This window comes from Vibrio sp. E14 (assembly GCF_020515785.1).
Taxonomy (GTDB): domain Bacteria; phylum Pseudomonadota; class Gammaproteobacteria; order Enterobacterales; family Vibrionaceae; genus Vibrio; species Vibrio diabolicus.
The window spans coordinates 776,623-791,140 of record NZ_JAHPJI010000002.1; the positions used below are offsets into that span (position 1 = coordinate 776,623).

General features: G+C 46.5%; 9 protein-coding genes. 5 read left to right on the forward strand and 4 right to left on the reverse strand.

The genetic code is table 11. The features are described 5' to 3' along the window. Window positions 1-81: 81 nt before the first annotated feature. The 4 genes from acnB to hrpB form a co-directional block, all read right to left on the reverse strand. Entirely contained in the window at window positions 82-2,679 is a 2,598-nt protein-coding gene (acnB, locus tag LIX84_RS08785) for a bifunctional aconitate hydratase 2/2-methylisocitrate dehydratase (RefSeq protein WP_226421108.1), read from the reverse strand. A gap of 268 nt (window positions 2,680-2,947) precedes the next feature. Next, window positions 2,948-5,278 (reverse strand): patatin-like phospholipase family protein, encoded by a 2,331-nt coding sequence (locus LIX84_RS08790; RefSeq protein ID WP_226421109.1) that lies wholly within the window; start codon window positions 5,276-5,278, stop codon window positions 2,948-2,950. Window positions 5,279-5,400: 122 nt separating this feature from the next. After that, window positions 5,401-7,773 carry a penicillin-binding protein 1B gene (gene mrcB, locus LIX84_RS08795; protein WP_226421110.1) on the reverse strand — a complete coding sequence of 791 codons (2,373 nt, stop codon included), beginning with the start codon at window positions 7,771-7,773 and terminating at the stop codon, window positions 5,401-5,403. Next, entirely contained in the window at window positions 7,766-10,234 is a 2,469-nt protein-coding gene (gene hrpB, locus LIX84_RS08800; RefSeq protein ID WP_226421111.1) for an ATP-dependent helicase HrpB, read from the reverse strand. Before hrpB ends, mrcB begins: the two co-directional genes overlap by 8 nt. Before the next feature lie 66 nt (window positions 10,235-10,300). On the opposite strand from hrpB, the gene sfsA reads away from it, so the two are divergent. The 5 genes from sfsA to folK all read left to right on the forward strand — a co-directional run bounded on the left by sfsA (window position 10,301) and on the right by folK (window position 14,511). Further along, complete coding sequence (gene sfsA / locus LIX84_RS08805) at window positions 10,301-11,017, forward strand: DNA/RNA nuclease SfsA (RefSeq protein ID WP_005396723.1); 717 nt, start codon at window positions 10,301-10,303, stop codon at window positions 11,015-11,017. Between the two features lie 136 nt (window positions 11,018-11,153). Beyond that, window positions 11,154-11,600 (forward strand): RNA polymerase-binding protein DksA, encoded by a 447-nt coding sequence (dksA, locus tag LIX84_RS08810; protein WP_005386584.1) that lies wholly within the window; start codon window positions 11,154-11,156, stop codon window positions 11,598-11,600. Window positions 11,601-11,696: 96 nt separating this feature from the next. Further along, window positions 11,697-12,560 carry a tRNA glutamyl-Q(34) synthetase GluQRS gene (gluQRS, locus tag LIX84_RS08815; protein ID WP_226421112.1) on the forward strand — a complete coding sequence of 288 codons (864 nt, stop codon included), beginning with the start codon at window positions 11,697-11,699 and terminating at the stop codon, window positions 12,558-12,560. Window positions 12,561-12,661: 101 nt separating this feature from the next. Continuing rightward, complete coding sequence (gene pcnB, locus LIX84_RS08820) at window positions 12,662-14,029, forward strand: polynucleotide adenylyltransferase PcnB (protein ID WP_046875073.1); 1,368 nt, start codon at window positions 12,662-12,664, stop codon at window positions 14,027-14,029. Beyond that, a complete protein-coding gene (gene folK, locus LIX84_RS08825; protein WP_005396720.1) occupies window positions 14,026-14,511 on the forward strand; it encodes a 2-amino-4-hydroxy-6-hydroxymethyldihydropteridine diphosphokinase in 486 nt (161 codons plus the stop codon). The genes pcnB and folK overlap by 4 nt, the downstream gene beginning before the upstream one ends. The last annotated feature ends 7 nt before the right edge of the window (window positions 14,512-14,518 follow it).

Here is a 14,518-nt window from a genome sequence, read left to right on the forward strand (position 1 = left end):
TCAATTTGGTGCGGAGTATAGCGAATTGCGCCCATAAAAAAAGCACCTCGTTTGAGGTGCTTTTTAATTGTGCAGTTAAACTTATGCAGGCTCTTGGAAGATCACTTCATCCGCTTTCTTGGTGTACTGATCCATTTTATGGAAGTTCAAGTAGCGGTAAGTATCTGTAGCGGTTGCATCAATTTGCTTCGCATACTCCAAGTACTCTTCTTTAGTTGGAATCTTACCAAGGATTGCACCTACGGCAGCTAGTTCCGCAGACGACAGGTAAACATTCGCACCAGTACCTAGACGGTTCGGGAAGTTACGCGTTGAGGTAGACATCACTGTTGATTTGTCTGCAACACGCGCTTGGTTACCCATACACAGTGAACATCCTGGTGTTTCGATTCGAACCCCAGCACGGCCAAAGATACCGTAATAACCTTCTTCCGTTAGCTGATCCTTGTCCATCTTCGTTGGCGGAGCGATCCATAGACGAGTTGCAAGCTGTCCATTGAACTTATCTAGCAGCTTACCAGCAGCGCGGAAGTGACCGATGTTCGTCATACAAGAACCGATGAACACTTCATCAATCGCTGTGCCTTGTACTTCAGACAACAAGCGAGCGTCATCCGGATCATTCGGTGCACATAGTACTGGCTCGTTGATTTCAGCCATATCGATTTCAATCACATGTGCATATTCAGCGTCTTTATCCGCTTGCATCAGCTCAGGATTTGCTAGCCACTCTTCCATCGCTGTAATACGACGTTCGATAGTACGGCGGTCACCGTAACCTTCAGAGATCATCCACTTCAGCATCACGATGTTAGAGTTTAGGTACTCTTCGATCGACTCTTGAGACAGTTTCACAGTACAACCTGCCGCAGAACGCTCAGCAGAAGCATCAGACAGCTCAAATGCTTGCTCAACCGTTAGCGTTTCTAGGCCTTCAATCTCAAGGATACGGCCAGAGAATTCGTTGATCTTGCCCGCTTTTTCTACCGTTAGTAGACCTTGCTGAATCGCGTAGTAAGGGATGGCATGAACAAGGTCACGCAGTGTGATACCCGGTTGCATTTCACCTTTAAAACGAACCAAGATTGACTCTGGCATGTCTAGCGGCATAACGCCTGTCGCAGCTGCAAAGGCAACCAAGCCCGAGCCGGCTGGGAATGAAATACCTAGAGGGAAACGAGTATGCGAGTCACCACCCGTACCGACAGTATCCGGCAGTAGCATACGGTTTAGCCATGAGTGGATAATACCGTCACCAGGACGAAGAGATACACCACCACGGTTCATGATAAAGTCCGGAAGTGTGTGGTGCGTGTTAACGTCTACTGGTTTTGGATAAGCCGATGTGTGACAGAAAGACTGCATGACAAGGTCAGCAGAGAAGCCCAAACACGCCAAGTCTTTAAGTTCATCACGAGTCATAGGGCCGGTAGTATCTTGCGAGCCTACTGTCGTCATCTTCGGCTCACAGTAGGTACCAGGGCGAATGCCTTCTACGCCACACGCTTTACCAACCATTTTCTGTGCAAGCGTGTAACCCTTGCCAGAATCTGCGATTTCACCAGGTTTACGGAATACGTCCGAAGGCTCAAGACCTAGCGATTGACGCGCTTTGTCTGTCAAACCACGACCGATGATCAATGGGATACGACCACCAGCACGAACTTCATCAATCAGTACTTCCGTTTTCAGCGAGAACTCAGCTAAAACTTCACCTGTTTCGTGATTACAAACTTTACCTTCATATGGGTAAACATCGATAACATCGCCCATGTTGAGCTTAGTCACATCGACTTCGATTGGTAGTGCGCCCGCATCTTCCATTGTGTTGAAGAAGATAGGTGCAATTTTACCACCAAGCACATAACCACCAGCACGTTTGTTTGGAACGTAAGGGATATCATCTCCCATGAACCAAAGTACTGAGTTGGTTGCAGATTTACGTGAAGAACCAGTACCAACAACATCACCAACGTAAACCAATTGGTGACCTTTTTCTTTCAATTCTTCAATTTGCTTGATCGGACCAATATTGCCCGGTTGATCAGGATTGATGCCTTCACGCTCGTTCTTCAGCATCGCAAGTGCGTGCACTGGGATATCAGGACGAGACCAAGCATCAGGTGCAGGTGAAAGGTCATCCGTGTTCGTTTCACCTGTTACTTTAAATACAGTTAGAGTGACTTTTTCTTCAAGCTTAGGCTTAGAAAGGAACCACTCAGCATCAGCCCATGATTGAAGTACTTTCTGTGCATGCGCATTGCCTGCTTTTGCTTTCTCTTCTACATCATAGAAAGCATCAAACATCAGAAGTGTATGAGACAGCGCTTCTACAGCAATCTCTGCCAGTACTTCGTCATCCAATAGCTCAACTAGCGGCTCGATGTTGTAGCCACCTTGCATAGTGCCTAGCAGTTCAGCCGCTTTTTCACGACTCACTAATGGTGATTTAACTTCACCTTTTGCTACTGCTGTTAGGAAACCCGCTTTTACATAAGCAGCTTCATCAACACCTGGAGGGATACGGTTTTCAAGTAGGTCAAGAATGACTTCTTCTTCACCTTGCGGGGGATTTTTCAGAAGTTCTACAAGTCCAGCAACTTGTTCTGCGTCTAGCGGTTTAGGAACAACTCCTTCAGCAGCACGCTCTTCGACGTGTTTACGGTAGGCTTCAAGCACGACTTTTTCCTCTCATTGCGGTTCCTCCTCTATTATTACTATTTTTAAAGTAAAGGAGTGAACATCCTTGGAAACTTGGCTCTCCATTGCCCTTGTTTTCATTCAATTATGATTGAGAAACAGCGCCGTAGAGGCCAAACTGTGGGCAAAATAATAGCAAATTTAACCTTAAATTAAAATCTTATCATTTTGACCAACATAGCAACTTACGACTAAAGTTATGCTAATTTTGACCAAATATGCCAAGTTTTTGCTTTCTCATACCCGATTAATTAAACGATGTTCCTACGATCAAATACACAGCATCCAAATCTTGCTCGGTACGACCGTATGCCAACATTATTGGTCCTATTGGTGAGTCAACACCAAAGAAGATGGAGCCAGCATTGTAAAGCGGCGCTTCGTTTAGTTTCAGATCATTATCAGACCAAACACCGCCATATTCGACCGATGCGCCTAGGTAGACTGGAGCTTCAAACAATCCGAAATCATTATCAAACCACTTATATCGGTACACCAAACTACTGAAAAATAAGTTCTGTCCGATCAGGCTATTTCTTGGGATTCCAGATAGGCTTAAAAAGCCGCCCAACTCTCTGGGATCAAGCGGTAAAGATGAGTTTTTACTCTCTACAAAACTATATTCAGCATGTCCGACTAAAGTATGACGCTGATGACTGACCGCACCTTTAAATCGTGCAGAGATTTCATACACGGTATCTTCAATAATTTTGTCAGTCTCTAAAAGGCTAACGCCTTGAGGACTTTGATCATGAGACACTAAATATTCGAGATCGACTAAAAGTCCACGAGTCGGAAATGCGAAATCATCAAGTGTATCTAGGCGATAGTTGGCAAACAGGCCACGACGTTCAAAATCCAATTTACCAGCAGAAGCCAAAGTAGAAAGCTCAATATCTCCGGTTGAGTAGCGAGCGCCAAATCGAAGTTCTTGCCACAATGTGGGTTGGATACCTATCGCTAACTCTGTTGTAAAATCATCGTAAGTGACCGGAAAAAAGTCATTTACTGACTCTAAATCTGGTGCTTGAGGCTCTGTTAAAGGTAAGTTTCGGCTCTCACTGCCATAGGAAATTCGCCCCGATACAAAAAGTTCTTGGCTAGATAAAACAGGGGAATACAACTCAGCTTCAATCAGCTTATCCGTGCCCATTTCTACGTTGAACCCCAACTCCGCGCCATGAGAGTTTAAATTGGTAAAGTTGGTCGATATTCCTATGCCGTACTGGCTATCTGTATCGAAGTCATCTTCAAGAAAAAATCGGAAGTTGAGATAATTAGGCCCCCACGACTTCTCGTTAACATCAAAAACCAACAATGTCTCACCATCCACCTCTTCAAAGTGATAAGTGATGAGCTCGAACCGATCTAACGCGTAGAGGTTTTCAACGGCTTTCTCAATTTCGGCCGTTGAAATACGACGTCCGGTTTCTAGTTCAATACGATTCGTCAATAACACATCGCTGTAGTGCGTGTTATTTACAATCACAATGTCATCAACCACACGCTGATCGCCATAAATCAAAGTTTTACGAACTTCTTGTTTGCGATCGATGTATTTTTGATAGTCCGCGTTGGACAAGCGTAACTCTTTCAGCTTGTCTTTTAACTGCTTGGTAATATCGTACCCAGCTTGAAAAGCCCAAGGCATTTTGTCGAACTCGACGGTTTCCATGGTGCCCACATTGGGACGAATATAGATATCTTGAGGTTCAAGCTCGTCCACTTGCTGTTGTGTACTACGACGAACGAGATAGTTAGAGAGTTGGTCCGCGACAGTAAACAGCCCCGTAAATTCATCTTCGGTTTTGTAATCGGTGCTAATATCGACGGCAATAACGACATCAGCCCCCATGGCGCGAGCCACATCGACAGGCATGTTATTGACCACGCCGCCATCGACAAGCATATGGCCATTGAGCTTATAGGGAGGAAGCGCTCCTGGTACAGACATGCTAGCCATCATGGCGTCCACAAGGTAGCCATTGCCAAGAACCACTTCCTCTAGCGCAAGAATATCTGTCGCCACAGAGCGATAAGGAATGGCAAGATCATCAAAAGAATCGAATCGCCCTAAGTTCCCTGTAGTCTCACGCAATACGCGCAACATGTTCTGGCCTTGCACCACACCCGTTGGTGCTCGTACCTCACCGAACCTTAAGCCGAGGTCGGTATTAATTTGGTAGCGGTCTTCATACTCTTTGTCACGAACTCGACGTTGGCTACGGTCAACACGATCTCGATAACCGCTGCCCCAATCGACGGTGTAGATAAAACTCTCGATTTCATCAGCACTCATACCCGTGGCATAGAGCCCACCCACATAGGCGCCCATACTGGTACCGGTCACAATATCGACAGGGATCTGCATTTCTTCCAATGCTTTTAAAACCCCAATGTGTGCCGCCCCTTTCGCTCCGCCACCAGCGAGCACAACCGCCACCTTTGGTCGAGGTTCCAAGTCATCCGTTTTTGTTGGAGAGTTTGCGAGGGAAACAGAAGGAGTGATCATCAAAAAGGTACTAACCCAAAGCGCAAAGTTGCGAACCGATGGGCTTGATAACAGCTTTTTGAACATTCACTTCTTCCTTTATTGAATATCTGATCAAGTAGGGCGTGCTAGCAGTACTGTACTAACACGCCCTAATATGTACTAAGAATTAATCAGATAAACAAGCTAATGTTGTTGATTTGGCGATGCTACCAATCAAATAAGCTGTTAAGCCAGTTTGATTTCTTCTCACACTGCTGCTTTATTTGACCCGTTTTATCCCAAACTGGCAGTTTATAATCACTACGACAGTTCATTTCTAAACCACCATCTGATGTCGGCTTAAATCCTAACGTGGTGATCTCTCTTGGCCATGGAAGCTCTAAACGCTCAGGAATGCGTTGCTTCAAATACTCTGCGTACACTCGTAATGCACCGCTCGACCCCGTTAGATGAACCGGTTTGTTATCGTCGCGGCCTAGCCAAATTGTCGTCACTTCACGGCCATCAACACCGACAAACCAGCTATCGCGGTTATCGTTACTGGTACCCGTTTTTCCTGCCAGTGCAGCCCAACCAAACTGGCTTTGTAAGAAGCGGCCTGTACCTTGAGCAACCCCCTGTTTCATCGCGTAGGTCGTTAGCCATGCTGCTTGCTCATCCACGGCTCTTGATGAACGAGGCAAGGATTGATACAGCACATTACCTTCCATATCCATCACTGAACGCAGAGCGGTCAGTTTCGCACGTTTGCCTGAGTTCGTCAGTGTCTGATACATCTGCGCGACTTCAAACGGCGTCAAAGAAAACGAGCCCAAAAACATCGAAGGCACTGGGCGGATTTCGTCTTTGTTGACGCCCAAACGCTCTAAAGTATCGGATACTTCTGGGATACCAAGCGCCATGCCTAAGCGCACAGTTGGCACGTTGAGTGACTTCGCTAAAGCAATGTAGAGTGGCACATCACCACGGTATTTTCGGTCGTAGTTGCGCGGTGTCCATACATTACCTTTACTGCTTTTCAGGCTTAGCGGCGTGTCGTGTAGCGTCGTGCCTAGGTTATATTTTTCCGGTTGTTCTAGAGCCGTCAAGTAAATCGCTGGTTTAACTAAAGAACCAATTGGACGACTGGCATTGAGCGCGCGGTTAAAACCTTCATAACCAACACGTTTACCGCCAACCATGGCACGGATTTCACCACTATGACGATCAACCGCGACTGCAGCGGCTTCTAATTCTTTACCGCCTCGTTTAGCTAGCTCCGGGATCTTTTTCGCGATGGCTTGCTCCATTTTGCTTTGCGATACCGGATCCAGAGACGTAAACACGCGCAGTCCGGTTTCCGCTTTAAATCGCTCCCCCACTTTTTCTTTCAATTCAATGCTCAATTGTTGGAAATAAGCGGGCTGACGGCTCGCGATACGTGGTTTGCTCTGCGTATCAAGCGAACGACTGACGGCTTGCTCATACTGCTCAGATGTCAGCATGTTTTGCTGCATCAACAAACGTAATACAAGATCGCGGCGCTCTTTCGTGCGCTCGGGATAACGAATTGGATTGTAGTAAGACGGTCCTTTTACCATCCCAACTAACATCGCCAGTTGATCGATTCGCAGCTCTTGGATCGGTTGTCCAAAGTAATAACGCGATGCCAAGCCAAACCCGTGGATCGCTTCACCACCGCTTTGCCCTAGATACACTTCGTTAAGGTAGGCTTCTAAAATACGATCTTTGCTGTAACGGTAATCCAAAATTAACGCGATATACGCTTCTCTAACTTTTCGCCACAGCGTTTTATCACGGGTCAAAAACAGGTTTTTCGCCAACTGCTGAGTTAGCGTACTACCACCTTGAACAGTACGACCCGCTTTAATGTTTGCAACCATTGCTCGTGCAATCGCGAGTGGAGACACCCCATCGTGTTGATAAAAATCCCGGTCTTCGGTCGCAAGCAGTGCATCAACTAAAATTTCTGGGAACTGATCACGACGCAAGAACAGACGCTGCTCATCTTGATCTTTCTCCAGCATACCCAACATCTTAGGCTCTAAGCGTAAGTAACCAAGATCACCTCGGGACTCTAAAGACTGAATACGCTGTAAGCCAGAATCTGAAAAATGGAGCATCACGTGACGATCCGGTTCAGGACCATCGGCAAATTCGAATGGACGGCGAATCAATTCAATCCGAGTGGAAGAAGATGAGTACTCTCCAGGGTAGCGAGGCTGACTTACCTTACGGTAATTCAGTACATCCAGCTCGTTACGAAGTTCTTGAATGGTGATATTTTCACCCGGATTTAAGTTCAAGATGCGAGCATAAACCACCGTTGGCAGTTCAAACAGCTGACCTTCAAAGCGTTCTTTCACTACACTATCTAAGTAAATCCCCACAAACAGCAAAACAGCGGCAAGCGCAACACCGGCTTTCCAGCTAAATGACCACAAAACTTTCAGCCACGAACGTTTCTCATTAGTCGGCTTTTTACTCGGTGTGCGTCGAGTCTGTTTTGTCGTTCCTTTATTGGTTGTACTTTTCTTCGCTGGCGCTTTTTTCGCGCTAGGCTTCTTGCTGTTAGTCATTATTCAATTGTCTTTTTGTTTTCGTAGTTGCTACATGATTGGCAGGATCATCAGGCCACCTGTGTTTTGGGTAGCGCCCTTTCATCTCTTTTTGGACGTCTTTATAGCTTCCATTCCAGAAAGCCGCCAAGTCAGACGTCACTTGCAGCGGACGTTGTGCCGGTGAAAGCAGTTCAAGCACTAAACGCTTGCGACCAAGCGCTACCGTAGGGGAGCCACTCTCACCAAATACCTCTTGCATACGCACCGATAATTTCGGCTCATGGCCATACTGGTAACGGATACGCTTCTTTGAACCTGTCGGCAGTTGGTAATGCTCTGGTAACCATTCATCCAGCTGTTGATTGAGTGGCCAACTTAATCGAGCGTTCAGCGCTTCGACCAAGTTTATCTTGCTCAAATCGTTAACCGAATTGACGGACGTCATGTACGGCTCTAACCACTCTTCTAATGAATCCAACAAACTGGCTTCATCAAACATTGGCCATGATTGCTCGGGTAACCATTCCACCGCACAACGAATCCGAGCCAACAAGCTCTCCGCTGCCGGTGTCCAGTTTAGACTCTGTAAGCCCTGGCGGCGGACATACGTGAGTAAAGCTTGTGTCATTTTTTCTTTGCCAGGGCTTGGCAACGGCTCGCGTTCAACGACCAGCTGACCGAGTTTTGTTTGTCGCTCAGCCATTAGACGCCCTCTTTTTTCATCCCAGTCTACAACTTCTTCAGACGAAAATAGTGCTTCAAAGGTCGCTCGCAATATATTGACATCCAATTCACATGCCGAATGAATTTGACTGGAGTTAGAATGAGAACGCATTAAGTCAACGGCAACCAAATACTCACAGCCACCTAGCATGTCTTCCTGACGACATTCTGCACCATGACCATTAGCCAAAGTAAATCGCCCAAATTGATTTGTGCGCTGCTGCGCAATGCGATCTGGAAATGCCAAACTTAACACCAGCGGTAATGCTTCTTCATCCACGCCTTTCAGATCAAATACCGTATCTAATTTGTACGCCAGAGATTGAGCACGCTTGAACAACATCGACTTTTTTGGATGAGTACCAACAAGCCAACGATGCCAGCTATGAGCGATATTGGTGACGTTTCTTTCTGGCTCTTCAATCAGTGCGACCGCCGCCAAAGCAGCATTTAACATCTTATCACTGTAAGATTGCGCTTTAATTAGCATCGCAGCCGCACGAGGCTCAACGCCTAGTTCATGCGCCTGTTTTCCTTCGGACGTTAATTGCCCTTTTTCCGTCAGTAGTCCCAATGACACCAATAGCTGCTTCGCTTGTTCCAATGACGCATTAGCGGGAACATCAAGCCACTTGAGATCGTTGATATCACTCGCTCCCCAAAATGCGAGCTCCATAACTAAACTAGCCAAATCGGAATGCAAAATTTCGGGCTGGGGAACCAGAGGTTGCTGCTTGAACTGACTTTCAGAATAGAGGCGAACGCAAATGCCCTCTTCTATTCGTCCCGCTCGTCCTGCACGCTGAATCGCTGAAGACTGTGCAATGCGTGTTTGCTCTAAGCGTGTTAAACCGTTTTTCAAATCAAACCGGGCAATACGCTCTAACCCAGAATCAACCACAAGGCGAATGCCTTCAATCGTCAGTGAAGTTTCTGCGATGTTGGTCGCGAGTACGACTTTACGCTTGCCGTGTTCTGCCGGCGTGATGGCTTTTTGTTGCTCAGTAAAGCTCAGTTGCCCATAAAGCGGACACACTTCAATATCATCCGCCAAATGAGATAAACGTTCTTCGACTTGTTTAATGGCCCCAACGCCCGGTAGGAAAGCCAACAAAGAGCCGGACTCTTTGTTCATAAGACTTTCTATTGTTTTTGCCATACTCGTAGGTAAATGATCATTCACACCTAACGGTTGGTAACGCATGTCTACGTCGAAACTGCGTCCTTCTGATTCAATGTAACTGGCTTCCGGCAACAACGACTGTAAGGCTTGTTGATCAAGCGTTGCCGACATTACCACCAGCTTGAGATCGTCTCGCAATGCCTCTTGAACTTCTAAACTGAATGCCAAAGCGGTATCGGCATGAATGCTGCGTTCATGAAACTCATCAAAGATCAGGAGATCAACACCATCCAGTTCAGGGTCAGTTTGAATCATCCGAGTCATGATCCCTTCAGTCACGATCTCCAACTGCGTTGCAGAACTTACCTTTGCCTCGCCACGAACTCGATAACCCACGCGTTGGCCTACTTGCTCTCCCAATTGCTCAGCAAGATAACGGGCAATGTTACGCGCCGCGAGTCGTCTTGGTTCGAGCATGATGATTTTTCCAGCAACCGAATGATTTAAGAGTAACTGCAAAGGGAAGTAAGTCGACTTACCGGCACCAGGCGCCGCTTTTAAGATCACTTGATGTTGATTTTTGACCGCCGTCAGCAACTCAGGCATCACGGCTTCAATCGGCAATTGTGACAAAGGAAATACCTTATGGTGTAATGGTGGCAACATTGTACATAAAAAAATTTTTGTCTAAATAAGCAAATGCATTTCACACCCGCTTTAGAGTCCGCCACTCTACTCAAACGCTATAAACGCTTTCTTGCCGATATCGAACTCGATACCGGTGAAATTCGTACTATCCACTGCGCAAACACTGGTGCTATGACAGGTTGTGCGACACCGGGAAACAAAGTTTGGTTTTCCACTTCCGACAACCCGAAACGAAAATATCCCAATAGTTGGGAGTTGAGTGAAACCGAACAAGGCCACCGCATTTGTATCAATACCGCGCGCGCCAACCAATTAGCCGTTGAGGCTATTGAAAATAATGTCATTTCAGAGCTTTGTGGTTATGACACACTTCAAACTGAGGTGAAATACGGTAATGAAAATAGCCGAATTGATATCTTGCTCAGCGCAGACAACAAGCCAAAGTGCTATATAGAAGTGAAAAGCGTCACTCTTCTTGATGAGACCGACTCTACTGGACAAGGATACTTCCCAGATGCGGTCACGACTCGGGGACAAAAGCACCTGAGAGAGCTCACAGAAATGGCACAAAATGGAAGTAGAGCCATACTTTTATTCACTGTTTTACATTCAGGTATTGAAAAAGTATCCGCGGCGCACCATATAGACGCGAAATATTCACTATTACTCAAACAAGCACAAGACGCTGGAGTGGAAGTTCTCTGCTACAAAGCTGAACTGAGCGATACTGGAATGAAGCTGATTTCCGCTATTGATTTTATCAATTAAGAGAAAAAATGATGTCGTCTTCACATTGACGATAACTTTGCGATTCAGTATTTGCTTGCACCGCCTCTTTTTGCTATAGATACCCGCCTTAAATTGACTGCGTAGCAGTTGACTAGGTGTAAGTAGGAGATGCTGTATGCCAGAATCAAAGAAGAAAACGATAGGCATCCTAGCCATTGCCGGCGTGGAGCCATATCAGGAAAAGCCTGGTGAAGAGTACATGTCACCAGAGCAGGTTGAACACTTTACGAAAATCTTAACAGCTTGGCGCGACCAGCTGAGAGCTGAAGTGGATCGTACCGTTCACCACATGCAGGACGAAGCAGCAAACTTCCCAGATCCAGTTGACCGCGCCTCTCAAGAGGAAGAGTTCAGCCTAGAACTGCGTAACCGCGACCGCGAACGCCGTTTGATCAAGAAGATTGAAAAGACTTTGGATAAAATCAAAGAAGACGATTTTGGCTTCTGTGAGTCTTGTGGCGTAGAGATTGGCGTTCGCCGTCTTGAAGCACGTCCAACCGCTGACCTATGTATTGACTGTAAAACACTTGCAGAAATCAAAGAGAAGCAAATGCAAGGTTAATCAACCATGCATTATGATTATTGAAGGGAGCTCAGGCTCCCTTTTTGTTTTGACTACCTTTGCATCCCATTTGTTTACTAAATTCGAGATACACGCATGACACGCTATGTAGGTCGATTCGCCCCATCTCCTTCTGGTCCTTTACATTTTGGTTCACTGATTGCCGCTCTTGGCAGCTATTTTCAAGCGAAAGCACACAACGGAACCTGGTTAGTACGTATTGAGGACTTGGACCCACCAAGAGAAATGCCAGGTGCGGTGCAACTTATCCTAGATGCGCTCAAAGCCTATCAGCTGCATTGGGATGGAGAGGTGGTATACCAGAGTGAACGTCATGACCTTTACCAAGCCCAAATAAACACATGGCTCGAAAATGGTGAGGCCTATTATTGCCAGTGTACTCGAAAGCAAATTAAAGAGCATGGCGGGTTTTATCATGGCACTTGCCGCGATAAAAACTTGAAAGACGGCGCGATTCGCCTAAAAATGACCAAGCCTGTCGCTCATTTCTTCGATCAGAAGCGTGGAACAATTAAGATTCCAGAGCAACTCGTTAATGAAGATTTCATTATTAAACGTCGAGATGGATTATTTGCTTATAATCTTGCGGTAGTATTGGACGACATCGACCAAGGCGTCACCGAAGTCGTGCGTGGTGCAGACTTAATCGAGCCAACAGGGCGTCAAATCAGTCTGTACCAGATACTGGGGCAGCCTGAAGTCAGCTACTTGCATTTACCATTGGCGATGGACAACAACGGCAATAAACTGTCGAAACAAAATCACGCGACGGCTATTGATATAGAGACACCAAAGCCTACTCTATTACGCGCCATGACATTTTTGGGCTTCGAGATACCGGAAGCCATAAAAGCGGCCAACATAGAAGAGATTCTTCGTTGGGGCTGCGAAAACTGGCGCTTGGAACAGCTTCCAACAGAGATCGAGATCACAGCGTGATTCTCAAATGGCATTGTGTAGGCTATCATTAGCCGCAAATTAGGCCCTAGAGGCGCAAAAACTAACCAAAGCAAGATTGGACTAAACCCAGTTATTGCCAGATGCACATGAATACAAACGACTATACACCAAGCGAACCTGCCACTATTCCAGAGCTCGCTCTCAATGTAATAACTCGTGAAGAGCACAACATTTCGCGTAAGCAGATCAGTGATAATGCACTGAAGGTACTGTACCGCCTAAATGGTGCTGGTTTCGATGCTTTTCTTGTGGGTGGCGGGGTTCGAGACTTACTGCTTGGACAGAAACCAAAAGATTTTGACATTGCGACCAACGCAACGCCGGAACAGATCAAACAGCTATTTCGTAACTGCCGTTTGATTGGTCGCCGCTTCCGCTTGGCTCATATTATGTTTGGCCGAGATATCATTGAAGTAGCGACATTCCGCGGTCACCACCAAGAGCAAAAGAATAAGAGCATCTCTCAGCAATCGAAAGAAGGAATGCTGCTGCGTGACAATGTCTACGGCACCATCGATGAAGATGCTGAGCGCCGTGATTTCACGATTAACTCGATGTACTACAACATCGCGGATTACTCGATTCACGACTACGCACGTGGTATTGAGGATTTAGAAGATCGCCTCATTCGACTGATTGGCGATCCAGAAACACGCTACCGTGAAGATCCAGTACGTATGTTGCGTGCAGTTCGCTTCGCGGTAAAACTGGACTTTGATATTGAAGAAGACACCGCGGCGCCAATCGAACACATGGCACCGTTGCTCGGTGACATTCCGTCAGCGCGTCTTTTTGAAGAGTCACTCAAGTTATTGCAATCCGGTCACGGCTTAGAAACCTACCACCTACTGCGTGAGTACAACCTATTCCAACAGCTCTTCCCGACGATTGCAGCGCACTTTACAGAAGATTACTCCTCTCACACTGAGCAAATGTTGGATCTTGTCCTAGATTCTACCGACATGCGCATCGAAGATGGGAAACGCATCAATCCAGCATTTATGTTTGCTGCAATGCTGTGGTACCCACTGTGTGCGAAAGCCGATGAACTGATGGAAGAGCGCAACCTAGGCCATTACGACGCTATTATGGAAGCGAGTAACATCATTCTTGATGAACAAGTTCGTACAATTGCCATTCCAAGACGCCACACCGCAACCATTCGCGAGATTTGGCAGCTGCAGCTTCGTCTTCCACGACGCAACGGTAAACGTGCATTCCGCCTGATGGAGCTCAATAAATTTAGAGCTGGCTTTGATTTTCTTGAAATGCGCGGTGAAATTGAAGGTGGTGACACTCAGAAGCTTGCCAAGTGGTGGGAAACTTTCCAAAATGCAGGCCGAGAAATGCGTCAAGCAATGGCTGCCGACCTAGACGGTCAATCACCGAAGAGTGGTCAGCGCCGCCGTAAAACCTATCGCAAGAAAAAGAGTAAGCCTAAGTCATGATCACAGCGTACATTGCGGTAGGCAGTAACTTGGCTGATCCTGTCAGCCAAGCGAAGCAAGCGATTGAAGCGTTAAAAACGCTGCCTAAATCAGAATTTGTTCAGGCTTCTTCGCTATACAGCAGCACGCCAATGGGACCACAAAACCAACCGGATTACATTAATGCGGTTGTGTCGATTAACACCAGTTTGACGCCTCTTGAATTGCTCGATTGCACACAAGCCATTGAGCAAGAACAAGGGCGTGTCCGTAAAGACGAACGTTGGGGACCAAGAACCTTGGACCTCGACATTGTTCTTTATGGCAATGAGGTGATTAATTCCGAGAGGCTGATCGTTCCTCATTATGGAATGAAAGAGCGTGAATTCGTACTCTACCCTCTTGCGGAAATTGCACCAAGTTTACAACTCCCCGATGGGACCGAGGTCTCTAAACTACTGGAACAAGTAGATAGAAACGGCCTCAGTATCTGGCAGTCATAGCCAACTC